At 73.2% G+C, this 21,691-nt stretch carries 21 protein-coding genes; 12 read left to right on the top strand and 9 right to left on the bottom strand.

Annotation, left to right across the window (positions count from 1 at the left end):
* The first annotated feature begins 48 nt into the window (after nt 1-48).
* Entirely contained in the window at nt 49-1,557 is a 1,509-nt protein-coding gene (locus tag ICC28_RS19565; protein ID WP_188289909.1) for an RICIN domain-containing protein, read from the top strand.
* A 69-nt stretch (nt 1,558-1,626) separates the two neighbouring features.
* On the opposite strand, the gene hutI is transcribed toward ICC28_RS19565, so the two are convergent.
* The 4 genes from hutI to hutU all read right to left on the bottom strand — a co-directional run bounded on the left by hutI (nt 1,627) and on the right by hutU (nt 7,167).
* Nucleotides 1,627-2,799, bottom strand: coding sequence for an imidazolonepropionase (gene hutI, locus ICC28_RS19560; protein WP_188289908.1), 1,173 nt, complete (start codon nt 2,797-2,799; stop codon nt 1,627-1,629).
* A gap of 20 nt (nt 2,800-2,819) precedes the next feature.
* Nucleotides 2,820-4,160, bottom strand: coding sequence for a formimidoylglutamate deiminase (locus ICC28_RS19555; RefSeq protein WP_223189126.1), 1,341 nt, complete (start codon nt 4,158-4,160; stop codon nt 2,820-2,822).
* Nucleotides 4,151-5,353, bottom strand: a complete 1,203-nt coding sequence (locus ICC28_RS19550) for an allantoate amidohydrolase (protein ID WP_223189088.1) — start codon at nt 5,351-5,353, stop codon at nt 4,151-4,153. Before ICC28_RS19550 ends, ICC28_RS19555 begins: the two co-directional genes overlap by 10 nt.
* Nucleotides 5,354-5,502: 149 nt before the next feature.
* Nucleotides 5,503-7,167: a urocanate hydratase gene (gene hutU / locus ICC28_RS19545; RefSeq protein ID WP_188289906.1), complete on the bottom strand. Its 1,665-nt coding sequence runs from the start codon at nt 7,165-7,167 to the stop codon at nt 5,503-5,505.
* Between the two features lie 257 nt (nt 7,168-7,424).
* On the opposite strand from hutU, the gene ICC28_RS19540 reads away from it, so the two are divergent.
* The 5 genes from ICC28_RS19540 (at nt 7,425) to ICC28_RS19520 (ending at nt 11,100) form a co-directional block, all read left to right on the top strand.
* Nucleotides 7,425-8,741, top strand: a complete 1,317-nt coding sequence (locus ICC28_RS19540) for a diaminopimelate decarboxylase (RefSeq protein ID WP_411158610.1) — start codon at nt 7,425-7,427, stop codon at nt 8,739-8,741.
* A gap of 170 nt (nt 8,742-8,911) precedes the next feature.
* Nucleotides 8,912-9,313 carry a hypothetical protein gene (locus ICC28_RS19535; protein ID WP_188289904.1) on the top strand — a complete coding sequence of 134 codons (402 nt, stop codon included), beginning with the start codon at nt 8,912-8,914 and terminating at the stop codon, nt 9,311-9,313.
* The gene (locus tag ICC28_RS19530) at nt 9,310-10,206 is read left to right on the top strand and encodes a transcriptional regulator (protein WP_188289903.1); all 897 of its coding nucleotides are present in this window, start codon (nt 9,310-9,312) and stop codon (nt 10,204-10,206) included. The genes ICC28_RS19535 and ICC28_RS19530 overlap by 4 nt, the downstream gene beginning before the upstream one ends.
* 19 nt (nt 10,207-10,225) lie before the next feature.
* Nucleotides 10,226-10,711 (top strand): roadblock/LC7 domain-containing protein, encoded by a 486-nt coding sequence (locus tag ICC28_RS19525; RefSeq protein WP_188289902.1) that lies wholly within the window; start codon nt 10,226-10,228, stop codon nt 10,709-10,711.
* 14 nt (nt 10,712-10,725) lie between these two features.
* On the top strand, nt 10,726-11,100 hold the full coding sequence (locus ICC28_RS19520) for a hypothetical protein (RefSeq protein ID WP_188289901.1): 375 nt from the start codon (nt 10,726-10,728) through the stop codon (nt 11,098-11,100).
* 1 nt (nt 11,101) lies between these two features.
* On the opposite strand, the gene ICC28_RS19515 is transcribed toward ICC28_RS19520, so the two are convergent.
* The 3 genes from ICC28_RS19515 to ICC28_RS19505 all read right to left on the bottom strand — a co-directional run bounded on the left by ICC28_RS19515 (nt 11,102) and on the right by ICC28_RS19505 (nt 14,208).
* Complete coding sequence (locus ICC28_RS19515) at nt 11,102-11,695, bottom strand: hypothetical protein (protein WP_188289900.1); 594 nt, start codon at nt 11,693-11,695, stop codon at nt 11,102-11,104.
* A gap of 90 nt (nt 11,696-11,785) precedes the next feature.
* Nucleotides 11,786-12,646 carry a MurR/RpiR family transcriptional regulator gene (locus tag ICC28_RS19510; RefSeq protein WP_188289899.1) on the bottom strand — a complete coding sequence of 287 codons (861 nt, stop codon included), beginning with the start codon at nt 12,644-12,646 and terminating at the stop codon, nt 11,786-11,788.
* Entirely contained in the window at nt 12,643-14,208 is a 1,566-nt protein-coding gene (locus tag ICC28_RS19505; RefSeq protein WP_188289898.1) for an aromatic amino acid ammonia-lyase, read from the bottom strand. The genes ICC28_RS19510 and ICC28_RS19505 overlap by 4 nt, the downstream gene beginning before the upstream one ends.
* Before the next feature lie 141 nt (nt 14,209-14,349).
* On the opposite strand from ICC28_RS19505, the gene ICC28_RS19500 reads away from it, so the two are divergent.
* From ICC28_RS19500 to ICC28_RS19480, 5 genes are all read left to right on the top strand, one after another.
* A complete protein-coding gene (locus tag ICC28_RS19500; RefSeq protein WP_188289897.1) occupies nt 14,350-15,384 on the top strand; it encodes an ABC transporter ATP-binding protein in 1,035 nt (344 codons plus the stop codon).
* The gene (locus ICC28_RS19495; protein ID WP_188289896.1) at nt 15,381-16,022 is read left to right on the top strand and encodes an ABC transporter permease; all 642 of its coding nucleotides are present in this window, start codon (nt 15,381-15,383) and stop codon (nt 16,020-16,022) included. The genes ICC28_RS19500 and ICC28_RS19495 overlap by 4 nt, the downstream gene beginning before the upstream one ends.
* A 1-nt stretch (nt 16,023) precedes the next feature.
* Nucleotides 16,024-16,686, top strand: coding sequence for an ABC transporter permease (locus ICC28_RS19490; protein ID WP_188289895.1), 663 nt, complete (start codon nt 16,024-16,026; stop codon nt 16,684-16,686).
* A gap of 10 nt (nt 16,687-16,696) precedes the next feature.
* Complete coding sequence (locus ICC28_RS19485; protein WP_188289894.1) at nt 16,697-17,629, top strand: ABC transporter substrate-binding protein; 933 nt, start codon at nt 16,697-16,699, stop codon at nt 17,627-17,629.
* 72 nt (nt 17,630-17,701) lie between these two features.
* A complete protein-coding gene (locus tag ICC28_RS19480; protein ID WP_188289893.1) occupies nt 17,702-18,133 on the top strand; it encodes a hypothetical protein in 432 nt (143 codons plus the stop codon).
* An 11-nt stretch (nt 18,134-18,144) separates the two neighbouring features.
* Here the strand turns inward: ICC28_RS19480 and ICC28_RS19475 are convergent, their stop codons facing one another.
* Nucleotides 18,145-18,906, bottom strand: coding sequence for an SDR family oxidoreductase (locus tag ICC28_RS19475; RefSeq protein ID WP_188289892.1), 762 nt, complete (start codon nt 18,904-18,906; stop codon nt 18,145-18,147).
* A 145-nt stretch (nt 18,907-19,051) separates the two neighbouring features.
* Here ICC28_RS19475 and ICC28_RS19470 point away from each other — a divergent pair, with 145 nt between their 5' ends.
* Nucleotides 19,052-19,879, top strand: a complete 828-nt coding sequence (locus ICC28_RS19470; RefSeq protein ID WP_188289891.1) for a helix-turn-helix transcriptional regulator — start codon at nt 19,052-19,054, stop codon at nt 19,877-19,879.
* A gap of 315 nt (nt 19,880-20,194) precedes the next feature.
* Here ICC28_RS19470 and ICC28_RS19465 read toward each other — a convergent pair whose 3' ends face one another.
* Nucleotides 20,195-21,583: a cystathionine beta-synthase gene (locus ICC28_RS19465; protein WP_188289890.1), complete on the bottom strand. Its 1,389-nt coding sequence runs from the start codon at nt 21,581-21,583 to the stop codon at nt 20,195-20,197.
* Between the last annotated feature and the right edge of the window lie 108 nt (nt 21,584-21,691).

Raw genomic sequence — 21,691 nt, 5'->3', positions numbered from 1 at the left:
GGTACGCACGAACTCCGGCGGGTTTGACGGCTTCAAGGAGGCAGGCCCATGACGCTGGGCGACGACAGTGACGCGCGGCTCACCGAACTGCTGCGCGCCGACTCCGCCACCGCGTACGCGGCGCTCCAGGAACTGCGCGCCCGCCATCTGCGGGCGGTGCTCGCGTACGCCCGGCTGTGCACCACGGGCGACTCCGTGGCCCGGCAGTTGGCGGCGCAGTCGTTCACCCTCGCGGCCCGCGAGACGGCCCGCGGCATCGATCCCGGCGTGCCCTGGCGGCACCGACTCCTGCTGCTGACCGGGCGGTTGGCCGCGCAGTGGGCGGCGGACGAACGCGCGGCGGGCCTCGACCCGAGCCTGCTGCTGGTCCTGAACACGGCAGGCCCCGACGGCCCCGTGCCGCCCGTCCTCCCGCCCTTCCAGTCCCTGCCCGCCCGCACCCAGGGCCTGATCTGGTACGCGGTCGTCGAGCGCGAGCCCGACGCGACGACCGCCCGTTTCCTCGGCGTCACCCGGGAGGACGTGACCTACGGGACGGCCGGGGCGCTCCACCACCTGGGCCGCGCCTGCCTGCGCGCCCGCCTCACCGCCTCCGCGGACCCCGACTGCCGCGACTTCGACCGTCTCATCGAGGAGTCCGTACGGCCGGACAGCCCTCGCGGCAGCACCGACCTGTACGCCCACATGGCCCGCTGCGCGACCTGCACGGCGGCGCACGAGGAACTGTCGGCCCTGCGCGACGACCCGCGCGGGACGCTGGGCGCGGGCCTGCTGCCGTGGGGCGGGACGGCGTACGTCACGGAGGAGTCGGCGGGCCCGGCCGAGCGCCTGCTGCCCGGCACCGGTACGTGGCCGCTGTCCCGCCGGGTGGGACTGGCCTCGGCGGCGCTCGGGGTGGCACTGGCGCCCCTGCTGCTGTTCCTGCTCCCCCAGGGCGGCTCCGCCCCGGACGGTCAGGACCCGGTGAGCGCGGCGAACAGCCCGACGGACCTCCCGACGCCCCCTCCGGTCACGGTGACGGCGACCGTCTCGGCCACACCGTCCACCGGGTCGCCCTCTCCGACGAGGAGCCCCGAGCCGAAGAAGCCGCCGCGCCCCTCCCCCACGCCGACTCCCACGCCGACCCCGACCCCGACTCCGACGCAGCACTACCCGCCCGGCTCCCGCTACGCCCAGGTCGTGAACGTCGCCTCGGGCCGCTGCCTGGACGTCGTCGGCGGCTTCGACAAGGGCATCGACGTCGTCACCGCCCCCTGCACCGGCTCCCCCACCCAGCGCTGGCGTGTCGACGCGTCCCGCGCCGTCCTCCAGTCCGCGGCCGACCCCGACTACTGCCTCGACAGCCGCGGTGCGACGGACCGGGGCGTCGGGATCTGGCCCTGCTCCTCCGTCGACGGCCGCAACGGCCAGAACCTCCGCTTCACCGTCGACGCCGCGGGCCTGATCCGCCCGGCCGTCGCCCCCGGCCACGCGGTGACGTCCTCCGGCACCGGCTCCGTGGGCCTCCAGCCGGCGAACGGCGCCACAGCGCAGCGGTGGCGGGCCGGGGCGACGTGAACGATCGCGCACGCCGCCGCACGGCCGGCGGTGCCGCGTCGCCCCGGTCCGCACCGGGCCCGCCGTCGCTCACAGCACCCGCGCCCCGCGCCTCCACACCCCGCTGACCAGCGGCACACCCGGCCGGTAGGCCAGGTGGACATGGCTGGGGGCGTCCAGGAGGACCAGGTCGGCGCGCGCGCCGGGGGCCACGCGGCCGACGTCCGTGCGGCGCAGCGCCCGCGCCCCGCCCGCCGTGGCCGACCAGACCGCCTCGTCCGGCGTCATCCCCATGTCCCGTACCGCGAGCGCGATGCAGAACGGCACGGACGACGTGAACGACGAACCCGGGTTGCAGTCCGTGGACAGCGCCACGGTGACCCCCGCGTCGAGGAGACGCCGTGCGTCCGGCCACTCGGCTCGGGTGGAGAACTCGGCGCCGGGCAGCAGCGTGGCGACGGTGTCCCCGCTCGCCAGCGCGTCCACGTCCGCGTCGGTCAGATGCGTGCAGTGGTCGGCGCTGGCCGCGTCCAGCTCGACGGCCAGTTGCACGCCGGGGCCGTAGGACAGCTGGTTGGCGTGGATGCGCGGGTGCAGTCCCTTGGCCTTGCCCGCGCCGAGGATCGCGCGCGCCTGGTCGCCGTCGAAGGCGCCCTTCTCGCAGAAGACGTCGATCCAGCGGGCGTGCGGCGCGCAGGCGTCGAGCATCTCGCCGGTGACCAGGGCGACATAGCCGGCCGGGTCGTCGGCGAAGTCGGGGGAGACGATGTGCGCGCCGAGGTAGGTGACCTCGTCGGTGTGGGCGGCGGCGATCCGCAGGGCGCGCGCCTCGTCGGCGACGGTCAGGCCGTAGCCCGACTTGGTCTCGAACGTGGTCGTGCCCTGGCGCAGGGCCTCGGCGAGATAACGGGTGAGGTTGGCCTCCAGTTCCCCGTCGCTCGCGGCCCGGGTGGCGGCCACCGTCGTGCGGATGCCGCCGGCCGTGTAACTCCGGCCTGACATGCGCGCGTTGAACTCCTGCGTCCGGTCGCCCGCGAAGACCAGGTGGGAGTGGGAGTCGACGAAGCCGGGCAGGACCGCCCGGCCGCCCGCGTCGACGCGATTGTCAGTGGCGGGTGCTTTGCTTGATTCACCGGTCCACGCGATGCGGTCGCCGTCGATGACGACGGCCGCGTCCTGGATCAGACCGAGGGGGGAGTTGTCACCGAGGGAGGGGTCGTTGGTGACCAGTGTGGCGATGTTGGTGATGACCGTGCTGCTCATGGCGTCCTCGTGGGTGGTCGTCAGGCGCGGAGGGCTTCGACTGCCCGCGCGAGGGCTTGCGGCACATCGGGCACGAGCGTGTGCGCCCCGTCGCGTACGACATGCCGTCCTGCCACGATCGTGTGCCGTACGTCCGCTGCCGTCGCGGCGAATACGGCGGTCTCGGCGCCGAGCCCGGGCAGCGGCCCCGCTGTCCTGACCGAGTCCAGCGCGACCGTCGTGAGGTCGGCGAGCGCGCCCGCCTCGATGGTGCCCGCCCCGTCCCAGCCGAGGGCCGCGTGACCGTCGGCGGAGGCGGCGCGCAGCAGCGCGGCGGCCGTCCAGTGTCCGCGGGTGCGGGTGCGCAGGCGTTCGTTCAGCTCCATCGCGCGGGCCTCTTCGAGCAGGTCGACGACGGCATGGCTGTCGGAGCCGAGGGAGAGCGGGGAGCCCGCCCGTTGCAGCGCGGCCGCGGGTCCGATGCCGTCCGCGAGGTCCCGTTCGGTCGTCGGGCACATGCAGGTGCCGGTGCCGCTGCCGCCGATGAGGGCGATGTCCTCGTCCGTGAGGTGCGTGTTGTGGACGCCGGTGGTGCGCGGCCCGAGCACGCCGTGCTCGGCGAGGAGCTGCGTCGGGGTGCGCCCGTGGGCCTGCTGGCATGCCTCGTTCTCGGCGGTCTGCTCGGACAGGTGCACATGCAGCGGGGCCCGCCGCTCCTCGGCCCACCGTGCCACGGTCGCCAACTGGCCGGCGGGCACGGCCCGTACGGAGTGGATCGCCGCCCCGATCCGTGCGTGATCCCGTTCCTTGAGAACTGAACAGCGTTCGGCCCAGGCCTCCGCGCTGCCGTCGGAGAAGCGGAGCTGGTGGGTGTTGGGCGGCTGCCCGAAGCCGGCGGACAGGTAGCAGGTGTCGAGCAGGGTGATGCGGATGCCGGCGTCGGCGGCCGCCGCGACCAGCGCCTCGCCCATCGCGTTCGGGTCGGCGTACGGGGTGCCGCCGGGGGCGTGGTGGACGTAGTGGAACTCGCCGACGGCGGTGATGCCGGCCAGGGCCATCTCGGCGTACGCGGCGCGGGCGAGGGCGTGGTAGCTGTCCGGGGTGAGCCGGTCGGCCGTGGCGTACATGACCTCGCGCCAGGTCCAGAAGGTGCCGGAGCCGACCTGGACCGTGCCGCGCAGGGCCCGGTGGAAGGCGTGCGAGTGGGCGTTGGCCAGGCCCGGGAGGGTCAGGCCGCGGAGGATCTCGGCGCCGGGGGGCGGGGTGGTCACGCCGGTGCGGACGGCGGTGATGCGGCCGTCGGCCACGTCGAGTGCCACGCCCGGCTCGACGTGGGTGGCGAGCCAGGCGTGCTCCAGCCAGTACGTCTGTGTCACGTGCAGGCCAGTCCTTCCAGTACGTCGGCGAGTGCGAGCACACCGGCCGTGCAGTCGTCCTCGGCCGCGAACTCGGCCGGGGAGTGCGAGACGCCGGTGGGGTTGCGCACGAACAGCATGGCGGTCGGGATCGTCCCGGAGAGGATCCCGGCGTCGTGTCCGGCACCCGTGCCCAGGACGGGCACCTTCAGGTCGGTGTCCCGGCCCAGGATCCGGGCCAGTTCGTCGCGCAGGGCGTGGTCGAACTCGACGACCGGGGTGAAGGACTCCCGGACGACGTCGAGGTCGACGCCGTGGGCCGCGGCGTACTCGCGGGCGGCCCGCTCGACCCCGCTGACCACGGCGTCGAGGCTCGCCTGGTCGGCGGCGCGGGAGTCCAGCCAGCCGCGCACGAGGGACGGGATGGCGTTGACGCCGTTCGGCTCGACGGCGATCTTGCCGAAGGTGGCGACGGCACCGGCGAGTTCGGCCTCCCTGCGGGCGGCGAGCACGGTCTCGGCGTACGACAGCATGGGGTCGCGCCGGTCGGCCAGCCGCGTGGTCCCCGCGTGGTTGGCCTCGCCGCGGAAGTCGAACCGCCACCGTCCGTGCGGCCAGATGGCGCTGGCCACGCCGACCCGGTCGCCGGACAGGTCCAGCGCCCGGCCCTGCTCGACGTGGAGTTCGACGAAGGCGCCGATCCGGGCGAGCCGCTCCGGGTCCGGCCCGATGGCGTCGGGGTCGTACCCGGCGGCCTCCATGGCCCGGGGCAGGCTGATCCCGTCCCCGTCGGTCAGCCGGTGCGCGTTCTCGACGGTGAGCTGTCCGGCGGTGAGCCGGGAGCCGACACAGGCGAGCCCGAAGCGGGCACCCTCCTCGTCGCCGAAGTTGGCGATGGCGAGGGGCTTGGTGAACCGGGCGCCCCTGCCGCGCAGTTCGTCGAGCGCGGCGAAGGAGGACACGACCCCGAGGGGCCCGTCGAAGGCACCTCCGTCCGGCACGGAGTCCAGATGCGACCCGGTGACGACGGCGTCCCCGGCGGCCGGGTCCCCGAGCCACGCCCACTGGTTGCCGTTCCGGTCCACCTCGTACACCAGCCCGCGCGCCTCGGCCTGCGCCCGGAACCAGGCCCGGCACTCGGCGTCGGCGGCGGTCCAGGCGTAGCGCCGGTACCCACGGGACTCACCGTGCCGGCCGATGGGAAGCAGCTCCCGCCACATCTCATGAAAGGAACCACCCCGCCCAGGCTGCGGGCCCTCAGCCCGTACAGGCTGTGGGCAGTCGTTCCGCAGGGCGGAACGGGTGGGCACAGCCGGGCCCGCGCCCGGCCGCGATGCCTCGGCCCCCACCGGAGAGTTGCCGTCGTCCGTCACGCCGGGTCACCCTCACGCATCGGAACCCGGACGCCGCGCTCGTCGGCGACCGACTCGGCGATGTCGTACCCGGCGTCCACGTGCCGGATGACGCCCATGCCGGGGTCGTTGGTGAGCACCCGGCGGATCTTCTCGCCGCCGAGCTTCGTGCCGTCGGCCACCGTCACCTGGCCCGCGTGGATGGACCGTCCCATGCCGACGCCGCCGCCGTGGTGCAGGGAGACCCAGGAGGCGCCCGACGCCACGTTCACCATCGCGTTCAGCAGCGGCCAGTCGGCGATCGCGTCGGAGCCGTCGAGCATGGCCTCGGTCTCGCGGTACGGGGAGGCGACGGAACCGCAGTCCAGGTGGTCACGCCCGATCGCCAGCGGAGCCGCCAGCTCGCCGCTCGCCACCATGTCGTTGAACCGCTCGCCGGCCTTGTCGCGCTCGCCGTAGCCGAGCCAGCAGATCCGCGCGGGCAGGCCCTGGAAGTGGACCCGTTCCCCGGCCATCCTGATCCAGCGGGCGAGGGACTCGTTCTCGGGGAACAGCTCCAGGATGGCCTTGTCGGTCTTGGCGATGTCGGAGGCCTCGCCGGACAGCGCGGCCCACCGGAAGGGGCCCTTGCCCTCGCAGAACAGCGGGCGGATATAGGCGGGGACAAAGCCGGGGAAGGCGAACGCCCGGTCGTATCCGGCGAGTTGGGCCTCGCCGCGGATGGAGTTGCCGTAGTCGAAGACCTCGGCACCGGCGTCCATGAAGCCGACCATGGCCTCGACGTGCTTCGCCATCGACTCACGCGCGCGCACCGTGAACCCGGCCGGGTCCTTCGCGGCGGCGTCGGCCATGTCCTCGAAGGCGATGCCCGTGGGCAGGTAGGCCAGCGGGTCGTGGGCCGAGGTCTGGTCGGTGACGATGTCGATGGGCGCGCCCATGGCGAGCAGTTGCGGGACGAGGTCGGCGGCGTTGCCGAGGACGCCGATGGAGAGGGGGCGGCGGGCGTCGCGCGCCTCTACGGCCAGCTGGAGGGCGTGGTCGAGGGAGTCGGCCCTGACGTCGAGGTACCGGTGCTCGATGCGGCGGTCGATGGCGCGCGGGTCGCAGTCGACGCAGATCGCGACGCCGTCGTTCATGGTGACGGCGAGGGGCTGGGCGCCGCCCATGCCGCCGAGGCCGGCGGTGAGGGTGATCGTCCCGGCCAGCGTGCCGCCGAACTTCTTGGCGGCGACGGCGGCGAAGGTCTCGTAGGTGCCCTGGAGGATGCCCTGGGTGCCGATGTAGATCCAGGAGCCGGCGGTCATCTGCCCGTACATGGTCAGGCCGAGGGCCTCCAGGCGGCGGAACTCCTCCCAGTTGGCCCAGTCGCCGACGAGGTTGGAGTTGGCGATGAGTACGCGCGGGGCCCATTCGTGGGTCTGCATGACGCCGACCGGGCGGCCCGACTGGACGAGCATCGTCTCGTCCTGCTTCAGCCCCTTCAGCGTCCGCACCATCGCGTCGAAGGAGCGCCAGTCGCGGGCCGCCTTGCCGGTGCCGCCGTAGACGACGAGCTTGTCGGGGTGTTCGGCGACCTCGGGATCGAGGTTGTTCTGCAGCATCCGCAGGGCGGCCTCCTGCTGCCATCCCAGGGCGCTCAGTTCCGTACCGCGCGGTGCTCGTACGGGGCGGGGTCCTGACATGGTCTGCCTCCTGTGCGGATTGTTGCTGCCGTTATTCACATCCTGGCGCCATGAATAGAGCTAGTCAATACGTCCGTGAGCCAGCGCCGGGCGCTCGCGGATGTTTGTCTGGATACGTGGTCCCGGGCGCACGGGGTCCCGGGCGACGACACACGGGGGACGTTGTGGACAGGGTCAAGGACGACAAGGTCAAGGACGACAGGGTCGAGGACGGTCGGACGGGCGAGGGCGAGCGGGCCGCGCGCCGGGACGAGGCGGTGCGGGCCGCCGTGGAGCAGGGGCTGCTGGGGGCCGACTCCCCGATCATCGGTCTGCTCGACGTCACCGGCATCCGGGAGTCGGCGGCACAGCTGCGGGCGGCGTTCGACGCGGTGACCGCGCCCGGCACGCCGGTGCTGCACGCCTTCGCGGTCAAGGCGACCCCGCTGGTCCCGGTGCTGCGGCTGCTGCACGAGGAGGGGATCGGCGCGGAGGTGGCGAGCCCCGGCGAGCTGGCCCTGGCGCGCGCGGCGGGGCTGCCGCCCGCGCGGACGGTGCTGGACTCCCCGGCCAAGACGGCCGCCGAACTGCGCGAGGCGCTGGCGCTCGGCATCGCCGTCAACGCCGACAATCCGCAGGAGCTGGACCGCATCGACGCCCTGATGAGGTCCGCGCCCAGCCGCTCCCCGCTCGGCATCCGGGTGAATCCGCAGGTCGGCGGCGGCTCCATCGAGGCGCTTTCGACGGCCACGGCGACCTCGAAGTTCGGGGTGGCTCTGCGCGACGAGGGCGCCCGGCAGTGGGTGGTGCGGGCGTATCTGGACCGGCCGTGGCTGTCCCGGCTGCACGCGCACAGCGGCTCCCAGGGCATCCCGCTGTCCCTGATGGCCCGGGGCGTGGCGGAGACGTACGCGCTCGCCGAGGAGATCAATGACCTGGTCGGGCGGCGGCAGATCGACACGATCGACATCGGCGGCGGGCTGCCGGTGAACTTCGCCTCGGACGCGACGGCGCCGACGTACGCGCAGTACGCGCGGCTGCTGAGCGAGGCGGTGCCGGGGCTGTTCGACGGGCGGTACGGGCTGGTCACCGAGTTCGGCAGGTCGCTGCTGGCCAAGCACGGGACGGTGGTGGCCCGGGTGGAGTACGCCAAGAGCGCGGGCGGCCGGCCGGTCGCGGTCACGCACGCGGGCGTGCAGGTCGCGACGCGGACGGTGTACGCACCCGGGTCCTGGCCGCTGCGGATCGCCGCGTACGACGCGAAGGGGCGGCCGAAGTCGGGCACCGAGGTGTTCCAGGACATCGCCGGCCCGGCCTGTTTCGCGGGCGACCTGCTCGCCGAGGCACGGGCGCTGCCGCTGCTGGAGCAGGGCGACCACGCGGCGGCGCTGGACACGGGCGCGTACTACTTCGCGCACCACTACGGGTACAACTCCCTGGCCCGGCCGGGTGTGTACGGCTTCGCGCCGGACGGATCCGGGGGCGTCGCCTTCGCGACCGTGCGCGAGCCGCAGCGGCTCGACGAGATCGTGGCCGAGTCGGGAGGGGCGCACGCGTCCGCTCTCACCACCCTCGCCGCACCCGGTCGCCCTTGACGCACCCCCGCCGATCTGCGGTTCAACAGGTCCTGCAACAAGGCAAGTTGACCCACATTAGCGGTCGGCGGCACGTTCCACCGGAAAATGCCAGAACGCTCACTCCTCGCTCACACGGTGCGTAGTTTCGGCGTCACTCAGCCGAACACCCCGGCAGGAGGGGAGCCACGGTGCCCGGAATCGACGAGTGCCTGCTGGAGGCCATGCAATTGCCCGGCGCCAGGGGCGCCGCGCTGGTCGACTGGACCAGCGGGCTGGCCCTGGGCACGGTCGGCGACTGCCCCGGCGACGATCCGGAGGCGAGCGCGGCGGAGGCCGCCGAGCTCGCCCGGCTGGCCGCCGAGCACCGGGCGTTCGCGCCCGGTGCCGGCCCGGACGGCGGCGACCCGGTGGACCCGCCGGTCGAAGACCTGATCGTCAGCAACCGGGACAGCTACCACGTGCTGCGGTTCGTGCCGACGTCCTTCGACAGCAGTGTGTTCCTGCACCTGTGGCTGGACCGCGCGGAGGGCAACCTCGCGCTGGCACGCATCCGCCTGGGGGACGTGGCCGGACGGCTGGTGCTGGTATGACCGCGATCCAGGACACCCCGGCCACGCCCCCGCCGCCCCGCCTGCCGGTACGGGACCGGGCCACGGCCGGCGACCGGGTGGCGCGGGTGGCGCGCGGCCTCTCCCCGATGCTGCGGCGGCTCGCCGCCGAGCGGGCCACCGGCGTCCTGCTGCGCGAGCGCGGCACGCTCTACCTCGCCGAGGGCCGGGTGGTGCACGCCGAGAGCCCGTCCGCCCCCGGTCTCGACGTCCTCCTCACCGCCCACGGCACCCTCGACGCCGCCGCCTGGCAGGAGGCGATGGGCCGCGGGGTCGGCCGCTTCCTCGTCGACGGCGGCCACCTCACCCGCGGCACGCTGGAACTGTGCCACCTGGGCACGCTCTACGACGCCGCCTACTTCGCCCTCTCCTCCAGCAGCACCCCGGGCCGCTTCCGCTACGGCACCCCCCACTGGCTCGGTCCGGTCCGCCCCGTACCGGTGGCGGCCGTGGAGCGCGAGACCCTGCGCCGCCGCGAGCTGCTGGACCGCATATGGCCCGACCCGGCCACCGACAGCGCCCCCCTGGTCCGTACCGACCGGGCCGCGCCCCCGGCCCTCACCGCGCGCCAGCGGGCGGTCGTGGACCTCCTGGACGGCGTACGGACGGCACCGGACATCGCGCGGGCCCTGGGCCGCCCGGCCTTCCACACCCTGGTGGACGCCCGGCGCCTGGCGGCGGCGGGGATCCTGTCCGCGCGACGCACCGGGAGCACGGCCCCGCCCCCGGCCCGGCCCGGCCTTCCGGCGCGCCCCCGGCCGAGCCCCTCGGCCGGGCCGGGCCCGCACGCCCCGCCTTTCGCCCATGTCCCACCACCCGACGACCCCGACATCGCCTTGCTGAAGAGAGTCCGGGATGCGCTGGAGGCCCTTTGACCGACAGAGGAGACACCTGATGGCGGCCGAGCCGCTGATACTCGACGAACTCCACCGGCTCCGGGCCCGCGTCCCGCAGCTGACCGCCTCCCTGACCGCCGGCGTCGACGGCCTCGTCCTCGCCGAGGACGCCCTGGGCGTCGAGCCGGAGAGCGTCGCCGCGCTCACCGCCAGCGCACTCGGCGTCGCCGTGCGGCTGACCGACGTCACCGCCCGGGGCGAGCTGCGCGAGCTGCTCGTGCGCGGCACGGACGGCTATGTGGCCACCTACGCGGCGGGCCACAGCGCCGTGCTGACCGTGCTGGCCCGGGACGACGTGAGCGTGGGGCGCCTCCATCTGGAGGGCCGCCGCGCCGCCACCCGGATCGGGGAGCTGGTCGACGAGGCCGAGGCCGCCGTCCGGGCGAGGTCGCCCGCCAGGGCCCCGAGCACCCGGGCCAGGGCCGCCCGCGAGCGGCGTACCACCACACCCACCACCCAACCGCGCACCACCACGGAAAGTTGAGAGGAACCCCCGTCATGGCGAACACCGAAACCTCGCTCAAGGAGTGCCTGACCGCGATCGAGGGCGCGACCGGAGTCGCGCTCGTCGACTACACGAGCGGTATGGCTCTCGGCACCCTGGGCGGCAGCAAGACCTTCGACCTGGGTGTGGCCGCGGCCGGCAACACCGATGTCGTGCGCGCCAAGATGCGCACCATGGAGCACCTCGGCCTCAAGGGCGAGATCGAGGACATGCTGATCACCCTGAGCGACCAGTACCACCTGATCCGGCTGATCAGCGGGCGCAGCGGCAACGGCCTCTTCCTCTACCTGGTGCTCGACGCCAAGCGGGCCAACCTGGCGATGGCCCGCCACCAGCTGAAGAAGATCGAGCAGGATCTGGAGGTCTGACCTAGACCAGCACGTCGGCGCGGCGTCGCGCCCCGCCCGGGGCCGCGTCGCCCGCCGCGAGACCGGTGCTGCGGAAGGCCTTGACCGGCTTCCCGGCCGGTCGCCCGCCGCCGGGTGCGAGCCAGTCCACCCGCACCCACAGCAGAGCCTCCCCGGCCCGCTCCAGCCGCCCGATCCAGGCGGACTTCAGCCACAGTCCGGCGCCTGCCCCGGCGAGCAGCATGCCGCCCGCCGCGGGTACGGCGAAGGCGCTGCCCAGCGCCGCGGCGAAGGCGAGCAGCAGCCACCAGCGGTGTCCGCGGCGCCAGTTGCGTACGCTCACCGCACGGTCCTGGAGCACGTCGTGCTTGCTCGCGCGGGCGGCGCCCCGGGCCAGCGCGGTGTAGCGCCTGCGCCGCCAGCAGGCCACGGCGGCCGTCGTGAGGATGAACAGCGCCGCACCGCCCATCACGCCGATCCGACGTCCGGTCACCCCCGGCACCAGCACCCCGATACCGGCCGCGAGCACCCCGAGCCACCACAGCGGAGCCGCTCCGGCCCGTACGACGACGGCCACCCGGGCCAGGCCCCGTCTTCCACGAACTCCACCTGCCACGTCCCGCCTCCTCGTCGTGTCGGATTCACAGTGGCGGGGAGGGTAGCGGCTCTGTGTGAGACAAATCTGAGAACCGCGGCGGAGTCTCGCTCACTCCACGAAGAGCCCCCGCGCCGCCGCCCGCGCGTCGAACTCCTCCAGCCTCCCCTGCGCGTCCGGCAGGTCGTCGCACATGGCCTCCAGCAGCACCCGCCCCAGCAGCATCGGCGCGCACGCGGTGTCGAAGGCGAGGCCCGTGCCGACGGCAGCGGGCAGCAGCAGGTCGGAGGCCTTGGCGACGGGCGCGAAGGCGGAGTCGGCGACCGTCACGACCGTCAGCCCGGCCTCCCTGGCGTAGGCCAGGGTGTCCAGCACCTCGCGCGGGTGCCGGGGCAGCGCGAAGCACAGCAGGGCCGTGGCGCCCGCCCGTACGCAGGCGTCGATACGGTCGTGGATCATCGTGCCGCCCTCGTTGAGCAGCCGGACGTCCGGGTGGACCTTGGCGGCGAAGTAGGCGAAGCCGTAGGCCTGGGAGGCGGCGGCGCGCAGCCCGAGCACGGGCAGGGGCCGGGAGCCGGCCAGGATCCGGCCCGCCCGCTGCACGGGCCGCGGGTCGGCCAGCGCCTCCGCCAGGTGCTTCAGGTTCTCGATCTCGGCCTCGACGGCCTGCTGGTACTCGTTGAACGAGCCCGGGGCGGCGGCCGGTTCGGCGGGCGCGACCTCGCGCAGGTGGCGGCGCAGGGCCGGGTAGCCGTCGAAGCCGAGGGCGACCGCGAAGCGGGTCACGGACGGCTGGCTGACCCCGGCCAGCTCGGCCAGTTCGACGCTGGAGAGGAAGGGCACGTCGGCGGCGCGCCGGACCATGCTGTGCGCGATGCGCCGCTGGGTCGGGGTCAGCCGGTGCCCCTCGAAGATCGCCTGCAGCCGTGCCGCAGGAGTGTCGGCGGTCCCCGTGTCGCTCTGCGCGCTCATGCGCCGTTCCCCCTCCAGATGTCCGTGAACCGGTCCAGCAGTGCGGCCGCCGCCGTCACGTCGTCCGTGAGCGGCCGGTCGGCCTGGTCCTCGTCGAGCACCGCTTCGGCGAGCTCCAGCGCCCGGGCGGCCGGGAGGCCCGGTTCGGGCTTGAGGTCGCGCTGGCGCAGCGCCCGTACGGCGGCGACGAGTTCGCAGCCGACGACGAGACGGTACGCGCCGCACGCGCGCAGCGTCTGCCGTGCGGCGAGCGAGGCGAAGCTGGCCTGTTCCTCGACGCCACGGGAGAGTACAGCGTGGCCGAGCGACGCGGGGGCCGAGAACGCCCGCAGGTCGCCCAGGGCGGCGGCGGCCGCGTACTCCAGGATCATCACGCCGGACGAGGCGGGCTCGTGGTCGGCGAGGAAGGGCTTCAGCCGGGTGTAGGCGGGCTCGTTGAGGGTGGAGAGGCGGGACGTGGACAGCCGGGCCACCTGGGTGACCGCGAGGCGGAAGTGGTCCAGGGCGAGGGCGAGTTGAGCCTGGTAGAAGCCGCCGTGGTGGTAGGCGGCCAGGTCGTCGGGGGAGATCAGCGGGTTCTCGGCGGCGGCGTTGATCTCCACCGCGAGTACGGCCTCCAGGGCGTCGGCGGCGTCGTGCGCGGGCCCGTGGATCTGGGGCAGGCAGCGGAAGCCGTACGGGTCCTGGATCCGGCCGAGCGGCGGGGCGGGCCGGTCGGCGGCGCCGATCAACTGCCGCATGCGGCGGGCGACTTCGGTGGAGCCGCGGTGCGGGCGGGCCTCGTGCACGGGGGCGGCGTAGGCCTCGTGGGAGCCGTCGACGGCGAGCAGTGAGAGCGCGGCGACGACCTGCGTGGCGGCGATGAGTCCACGCAGTTCGTGCAGGGCGAGGGCGGCCTGGCCGAGGGTGAGGGCGTTGCTGCTTATCAGGGCGAGGGCGTCGTTGTTGTCCAGCGGTTGGGGCTCGGGCACACCCGTCACGGAGCCGCCCGGCCCGTTCACACCGGGACCCCCTGGCCGAACGGTCCCGTCCGGCCCCCGCCACGGATGCTCTCCCGCCAGCGCCAGCCCCACCTGCGCCAGCGCCGTGAGGTCCCCCGTGCCGACCGAGCCGAACTCGTTGACGACTGGGTGCGCCCCGCTCTCCAGCGCCTCGCACAGGGCGGTGACCACGCTGGGCCTGAGTCCGGCGCCGCCCGCGAGCAGTTGGTTGGCGCGGACGGCGAGCATGGCGCGCACCTGGCGGGCGGGCACCTCCTCCCCGATGGCGCCGGCGTGGCTGCGCAGCAGCCTCAGACCGTGCCCGGCGGCGGCCTCGGTGGGCACGTCCTCGTTCCGGTTGGCGCCGACGCCGGTGGAACGGCCGTAGACGCGCCCGGTCGCGGCGATCTGCCGGGCGGCGTCCCAGGAGCGGGTGGCCCGCTTCATCGCCGCCTCCTGCGGGACCGGCCACGCGACCCCGTCGGCGAGCCGCACGACGTCCGCGACGGTGAGCCCGCATCCGTCGAGCTCCACCGCCGCGGCAGTCACGACCGCCGAGCTGTCCACGATCCGAGACGACATCAAGCCCAAACTCCCCTCAATCCGGACATCTCATCTTGCCCATCGGTCATCCGTTACCTCGGATTAACGCCGGAGCATTGACAACCTATTCAGACACCAAGAACTCTGCATGACGTTATACAGCCGGGCAAGGGACATCTCATGATCCAGTTCGACGCGGTGCACAAGCGCTTCCCCAACGGCACGACAGCGGTTCACGATCTCACCCTCGACCTGCCGGAAGGCGGCGTCACCGTACTGGTCGGATCCTCCGGTTGCGGCAAGACGACCACCCTGCGGATGGTCAACCGGATGGTCGAGCCGACCTCCGGCACGGTCCGGGTCGGCGGCAAGGACGTCACCGAACAGGACGCCGCCGAACTGCGCCGCTCCATCGGCTACGTCATCCAGCAGGCCGGCCTCTTCCCGCACCGCACGGTGCTCGACAACATCGCCACCGTCCCGCTGCTGCTGGGCCACGGCCGCCGCAGGGCCCGGGCACGGGCGGCGGAGCTGCTGGAGACCGTCGGCCTGCCCGCCGAGGCGGGCAGGCGGTACCCGCACCAGCTCTCCGGCGGCCAGCAGCAGCGCGTGGGCGTCGCCCGCGCCCTCGCCGCCGACCCGCCGGTGCTGCTCATGGACGAACCGTTCGGCGCCGTCGACCCCGTCGTGCGCACCCAGCTCCAGGACGAACTGCTCAGGCTCCAGAAAGAGTTGAGCAAGACCATCGTCTTCGTCACGCACGACATCGACGAGGCCGTCCGGCTCGGCGACCGCATCGCCGTCTTCCGCACCGGCGGCCACCTGGTGCAGTGCGCCACCCCGGCCGAGCTGCTGGCCCGCCCCGCCGACGACTTCGTCGCCGACTTCCTCGGCGCCGAGCGCGGACTGAAGCTGCTCTCGCTGAAGACCCTCGCGCAGGTCCCGCAGGGCCCGGCACCGGAGGGCGGCGCCTGGACCCTCGTACTCGACGAAGCGGGCAGGCCGCTGCACTGGGCCTCGCGGGACGCCGAGATCCCCGTACGGCCGCTGCGGGACGGTGACTCGCTGCTCTCCGCGCTCAACGAGTCCGTCGCCTCCCCCACCGGCCTGGTCGCCCGCGTCGACGCCGACGGCGTCCTCACCGGCGTCTCCTCCCGCGACGACATCCACGAGCACGCGGGCCGCGCCCACACCGAGGCACGGGTGGCCGCATGACCATCGACTGGTCCTGGATATCGGGCCACACCGACGACCTGACGACACTGACGGTCTCCCACCTCCAGGCGGCCCTCGGCGCGGTCCTCCTCGGTCTGCTGATCTCGCTCCCGCTGGCGGTGGTCGCGCACCGGATCCGTCCCCTGCGCGGCTTCCTGCTCGGCCTGTCGAACGTGCTGTTCACGATCCCGTCGATCGCGGTCTTCGTTCTCCTGCTCCCGGTCAGCGGCCTGACCCGCACCACGACCGTCATCGGCCTGACGATCTACACCCTGGTCGTCCTGCTGCGGAACACCGTCGAGGGCCTGGACTCGGTCCCCGCGAAGACGAAGGAGGCGGCGAAGGCGATGGGCACCCGCCCGCTGCGGACCCTGCTCACCGTCGAGCTCCCGCTCGCCCTCCCCGTGATCATGGCGGGCGTCCGCATCGCCACGGTCATGTCGATCTCGCTGGTGTCCGTCGCGACCTACATCGGCGACGGCGGCCTCGGCCAGCTCTTCACCGACGGCTTCCAGCGCAACTTCCCGACCCCGGTGATCGCCGGAGTGGCCCTCACCCTGCTGCTGGCCGTGGTCGCGGACGCGGCTCTGGTCGCACTCCAGTACGTACTGACCCCCTGGCGGAGGCGGCGAGCCTGACATGTACGAACTCCTCGGCAACCTCGGCCGCTGGCTGGTCAGCGACGAGCAGTGGACGGGCCCCGACGGCATCGCCCACCGCCTCGCCGAACACCTCCAGTACTCGCTCCTGGCGACCCTCGTCGCGGCCGCCATCGGCCTCCCCGTCGGCCTGCTGATCGGTCACACGGGCCGGGGCGCGTTCCTCGCCATCAACCTGGCGTCCTTCGGCCGCGCCCTGCCCACCGTCGGCCTGGTCGTGCTGGTCTTCCTCATCAGCGGCCTGTCCATGACACCGGTCTACGTCGCCCTGGTCGCCCTCGCGGTCCCGGCGATCGTCACCAACACCTACGCCGGCATGACAGCCGTCGACCCGGACGTGAGGGACGCGGCACGCGGCCAGGGCATGCGCGGCCACCAGGTCCTGTTCCAGGTCGAACTCCCCCTCGCCCTCCCCCTGATCATGACCGGCCTGCGCCTGGCCCTGATCCAGGTCGTCGCCACGGCCACCATCGCCGCGTACGTCTCCTTCGGCGGCCTCGGCCGCTACGTCTTCGACGGGCTCGCCCAGCGCGACCTCGTCCAGGTGCTCGGCGGCGCCGTGCTGGTCGCCGCGGTGGCCGTGGCCCTGGACCTGGCCCTGTCCGCCCTCCAGCGCCTCCTCTTCCGACACCGCACCGCATAGGACCCCGGACATGAACCGACGCACCCTCCTCGCCGGCCTCTTCGCGGCGGCCTCCGTCCCCGCCCTGTCCGCCTGCGCCGGCGGCATCACCTCCCTCGACAACGACGGCACCACCGGCGCCGGCGGCGGCTCCAGCAGGGGCGGCATCACCATCGGCACCGCCAACTTCACCGAGAACCAGGTGCTGGGGTACCTGTACGCGGCCGTGCTCACGGCGGCCGGGGTCGAGGTGAAGGTCCGCCCCAACCTCGGCACCCGCGAGATCCTCATCCCCGCCCTCAAGGGCGGCGACATCGACCTGCTCCCCGAGTACCAGGGCGCGCTGCTCCACTACGTCGCCCCCGAGGCGACGGCCACCGAGGAGGGCGAGATGCAGAACGCCCTCACCATGGCCCTCCCCGCCGGTCTCCAGGTCCTGCCGTACGGCAGGGCCGAGGACTCCGACGCCTTCGTCGTCACGCGGGAGACCGCCGCGAAGTACGGGCTGACCTCCCTCGCCGACCTGCGCAAGCGCAACGGCGAGCTGGTCATCGGCGCGGCGCCCGAGGTGAAGAAGCGCGAGGTCGGCGTGGTGGGCCTGAAGGACGTCTACGGCGTGGAGTTCAAGGAGTTCAAGTCCCTCGACTCCTCCGGCCCGCTGGTCAAGGGCGCCCTGAAGAAGGGCGACGTGGACGTGGCGAACCTCTTCACCACCGACACCGACATCGTGGCCAACGACTGGGTGGTCCTGACCGACCCGAAGAACCTCATCCCCGGCCAGCACATCGTCCCCCTCATCGCCGACCGCAAGGCCGACTCCACCGTCCGCAGGGCCCTCGCCGAACTCGGCAACACTCTCACCACCGCCCAGCTCACCGAGCTCAACCGCCAGGTGGACAAGGACAAGAAGGACCCCGAGGACGTGGCGAACGCGTACGCGAAGCAGCACGGGCTGGTGCAGTAGCGGGGGACCCCCGGCCGAACAGGGGGGCTAACCCCAGTGCGGCCCGCTGTCGCGCTTCCTACCGTGGATGTCATGACCGGAATGGATGCGCGGGACACCGAACTGAAGAAGGAACTCAACGCCTCCCTGCAGGCCCGCAGGGAACTGGGCGAGGAGTACGAGTCCGCGCTGGTCGACTCGTTCCTGGAGAAGGTCGACCAGCGCATCGACGGCGCGGTGGAGCGCCGGGTGCGGCGGCAGATGGCCGAGCAGCAGATGGTGGTGGCCCGGGGCTCCCGGTCGCCGAAACCGACGGACTCCTTCGGGGAGCGCTTCGGCTTCGGCATCGTCTCGCTGGTGCTGGCGATCCCGCTGTCCGGGATCGGCGGCGGCGTCGCCCACCTGCCCGGCCTGCTGGTCGCCTGGGCCGGCATCGTCGGCGTCAACGTCGTCCAGGCGGCCCGCACCCACCCCGATCTCTTCCGCCGCCGCAGGTCCCGCAAGGACGGCGACTGGGAGGACTGACCGGACCGGCGTCAGGCCTGCCGGGTCGGCAGGACCATCACCTGCCGCAGGTTGACGTGGCGCGGCCGGCTGGTCGCGTACCCCACCAGATCGGCGACCTCCTGGGAGGTCAGCGCGCCCACCGCGGCCAGCATGCCGTCCAGCTCCCGGGCCCGGTCCGGGTCGGTGACGTGGTCGCGCAGCTCGCTCTCGGTGAAGCCCGGCTCGACGTTGGTGATCCGTACGTCCTTCGGCCCCAGCTCGGTGCGCAGGGACTGCGACAGGTGGGTGAGCGCGGCCTTGGTCGCCCCGTACACCGCGTAGTTCGGGAACGTCAGGTGCGCGGCGACGGAGGAGATGTTCACCAGGTCCGCCGTACGCCCCTCGGCGGCCGCGGCCACCAGGTCCGCGGTGAACGCCCGGGTGACCCGCAGCACCCCGCTCACGTTCGTGTCGATCATCCGCTGCCACGCCACCATGTCCCCGGCTTCGGCGGGGCTGGGCAGCATGACCCCGGCGGAGTTGACGACGAGGTCGACGCCCCCGTACGCGTCGTGGACGCGGTCCGCGGCCGCGGCCACCGAGGCGTCGTCGGTGACGTCCGCGACCACGGCCAGCGCTTCGCCGCCGTCGGCCCGGATCTTCCCGGCGAGCGCCTCAAGACGCTCCCCGCGCCGGGCCAGCAGCGCCACCCTCGCCCCCTGTCCGGCCAGCAGGACGGCGACGGCCTCGCCGATCCCGCTGGCGGCCCCGGTGACGACGGCGGTACGGCCGGTCAGGTTCTCGTACGGCATGCTGTGCTCCCTCGGTCGCGGCCGGGGCGTCTCCCCGGCGGCACCGACCACCCTGCGCGCCCGCCGGTGCCGTACCCAGGGACGAGCTTTTCCTGGGTCCGGCAGTACCAGGTTCCGGACCGCCCGCCCGCCTACGATCGAACCCATGGACGGGGAACTGGGAGACTTTCTGCGCTCGCGCCGCGCCCGCATCCGGCCCGAGCAGGTGGGGCTGGCCTCGCACGGCCGCCGCCGGGTGCCGGGGCTGCGCCGCGAGGAGGTGGCCCAGCTGGCCGGGGTGAGCGTCGACTACTACATCCGGCTCGAACAGGGCCGCGGGCCGCATGTCTCGGACGCCGTGCTGGACGCGGTGGCGCGGGTGCTGCGGCTGGACGAGACCGAGTGCGCCTACTTGCGGACCGTCGCCCGCCCGCGGCGCGCACGCGACCACCGCCCGGCCGCGGCGCGGGTCCGGCCCGGCGTGCAGCTGATGCTGGACGGCATGGACCGCACCCCGGCCTTCGTGCTGGGCCGCCGTCTGGAGGTGCTCGCCTGGAACGTCCTCGCCGACGCGGTGACCGGCTTCAGCCGGATGCCGCGGGCCCGGCGCAACCTCCCGCACCACGTCTTCCTCGACCCCGCCGCACGTGATCTGTACCCCGACTGGGCGGCGGTGGCCGTCCAGACGGTCGCCCATCTGCGGCTGGACGCGGGCCACCACCCCGACGACCCCGAGCTGTGCGCACGGGTCGGCGAGCTGTCCGTGAAGAGCGAGGAGTTCCGCCGGCTGTGGGCCGACCACCAGGTGCAGGCGTGCGTGCACGGGGTGAAGCGCGTCAGCCATCCGGTGGCGGGTCTGCTCACGCTGCCGTACGAGACGTTCGCGGTCCGCTCGGAACCGGAGCAGACGATGGTCGTGTACACCCCGGAAGCCGGCTCGGAGACCGCGGAGCGGCTGGCGCTGCTGGGCAGTTGGGCCAGTACGCGCGCGTAGAAGAAGTATGCGCGGGGACCGCCGCACCCCCGTTGCCGGGGGGCGGGACGACGGCGGTCCCCGCGAAGGACGCCGACCGGGTCAGGGCCGGGTCTGGCGTCCGGCGTCCATGGAGGTCCGGGAGCCGCTCCGGAGGTCCTTGGACGTTCGGCGCCGGCTGGGGCGGGGAGCCGCTCCCGCCCTGCCGACACCCACTAATGTGCCGGACCCGTGTTAAGCGGGTGCTGCGTGGACGTGACGCGTGCGTACCACTTCCGCGAAGTCCACCGGCCGGAAGTTCCCCTCCCGCACCCGCCGTTCACCGCAGGTTTCCCGTCACTTACCGCCCTTGGCGAGGAAGGCCAGCAGGTCCTGCCGGCTGATCACACCGGTCGGCTTGCCCTCTACGAGGACGATCGCGGCGTCCGCCGAACCGAGGACCTGCATGAGGTCGCCGACCGGCTCGCCGGAGCCGACCTGCGGCAGCGGGGCGGACATGTGCTTCTCCAGCGGGTCGTCCAGGGAGGCGCGCTGGGTGAACAGGGCGTCCAGCAGCTCGCGTTCGACGACCGAGCCGACGACCTCCGCGGCCATGACGTCCGGGTGACCGGCGCCCGGCTTCACGATCGGCATCTGCGAGACGCCGTACTCGCGCAGCACCTCGATGGCCTGCCCGACGGTTTCGTCCGGGTGCATGTGGACGAGGGACGGGATGGCGCCGTGCTCCTTGTCGTTGAGGACGTCACCGACACGGGCGCTGGGGCCCTCGTCCTCCAGGAAGCCGTAGTCGGCCATCCACTCGTCGTTGAAGATCTTGGAGAGGTAGCCGCGGCCGCTGTCCGGCAGCAGTACGACGACGACGTCGTCCTCGGTGAGCCGCTCGGCGACCCGCAGCGCGGCGACGACGGCCATCCCGCAGGAGCCGCCGACGAGGAGCCCCTCCTCCTTGGCCAGACGCCGGGTCATCTGGAAGGAGTCCTTGTCGGACACCGGCACGATCTCGTCGGCGACGGTCCGGTCGTAGGCGGTCGGCCAGAAGTCCTCACCGACGCCCTCGACGAGGTACGGCCGTCCCGAACCGCCCGAGTAGACGGACCCCTCGGGGTCGGCGCCGACGACCTTGACCTTGCCGTCGCTGACGTCCTTCAGATAGCGCCCGGTGCCGGAGATGGTGCCGCCCGTCCCCACGCCGGCCACGAAGTGGGTGATCTTCCCCTCCGTCTGCTCCCACAGCTCGGGGCCGGTGGAGTGGTAGTGGGAGAGCGGGTTGTTGGGGTTGGAGTACTGGTCGGGCTTCCAGGCGCCCGGCGTCTCCCGCACCAGCCGGTCGGAGACGTTGTAGTACGAGTCCGGGTGCTCGGGGTCCACGGCGGTGGGGCACACGACGACCTCGGCCCCGTACGCGCGCAGCACGTTGATCTTGTCGGTGCTCACCTTGTCGGGGCACACGAAGATGCACTTGTACCCCTTCTGCTGCGCCACGATGGCCAGCCCGACCCCGGTGTTGCCGCTGGTCGGCTCCACGATGGTGCCCCCGGGCTTGAGCGCGCCGCTCTCCTCCGCGGCCTCGATCATGCGCAGGGCGATGCGGTCCTTCACGGAGCCGCCGGGGTTGAAGTACTCCACCTTGGCCAGGACGGTCGCCCGGATGCCCTTGGTGACGTTGTTGAGCCTCACCAGCGGGGTGTTGCCGACGAGGCTGATCATCGAGTCGTGGAATTGCACCGTTGTCTCCGGATGCTTGCAAAAGATGTGGTCGTAGTGGTTCCGCCAGCCTATGGCCTGTGCGGGCCGCGCGACGGCCGTTCACTCCCCGTTGAGATTGGGCGACCG

Origin of the sequence: Streptomyces sp. TRM68416 (assembly GCF_014596915.1) — a bacterium.
GTDB lineage: Bacteria > Actinomycetota > Actinomycetes > Streptomycetales > Streptomycetaceae > Streptomyces.
The sequence above is the reverse complement of the archived record's forward strand: the minus strand, read 5'-3'. Positions and strand labels throughout refer to the sequence as shown.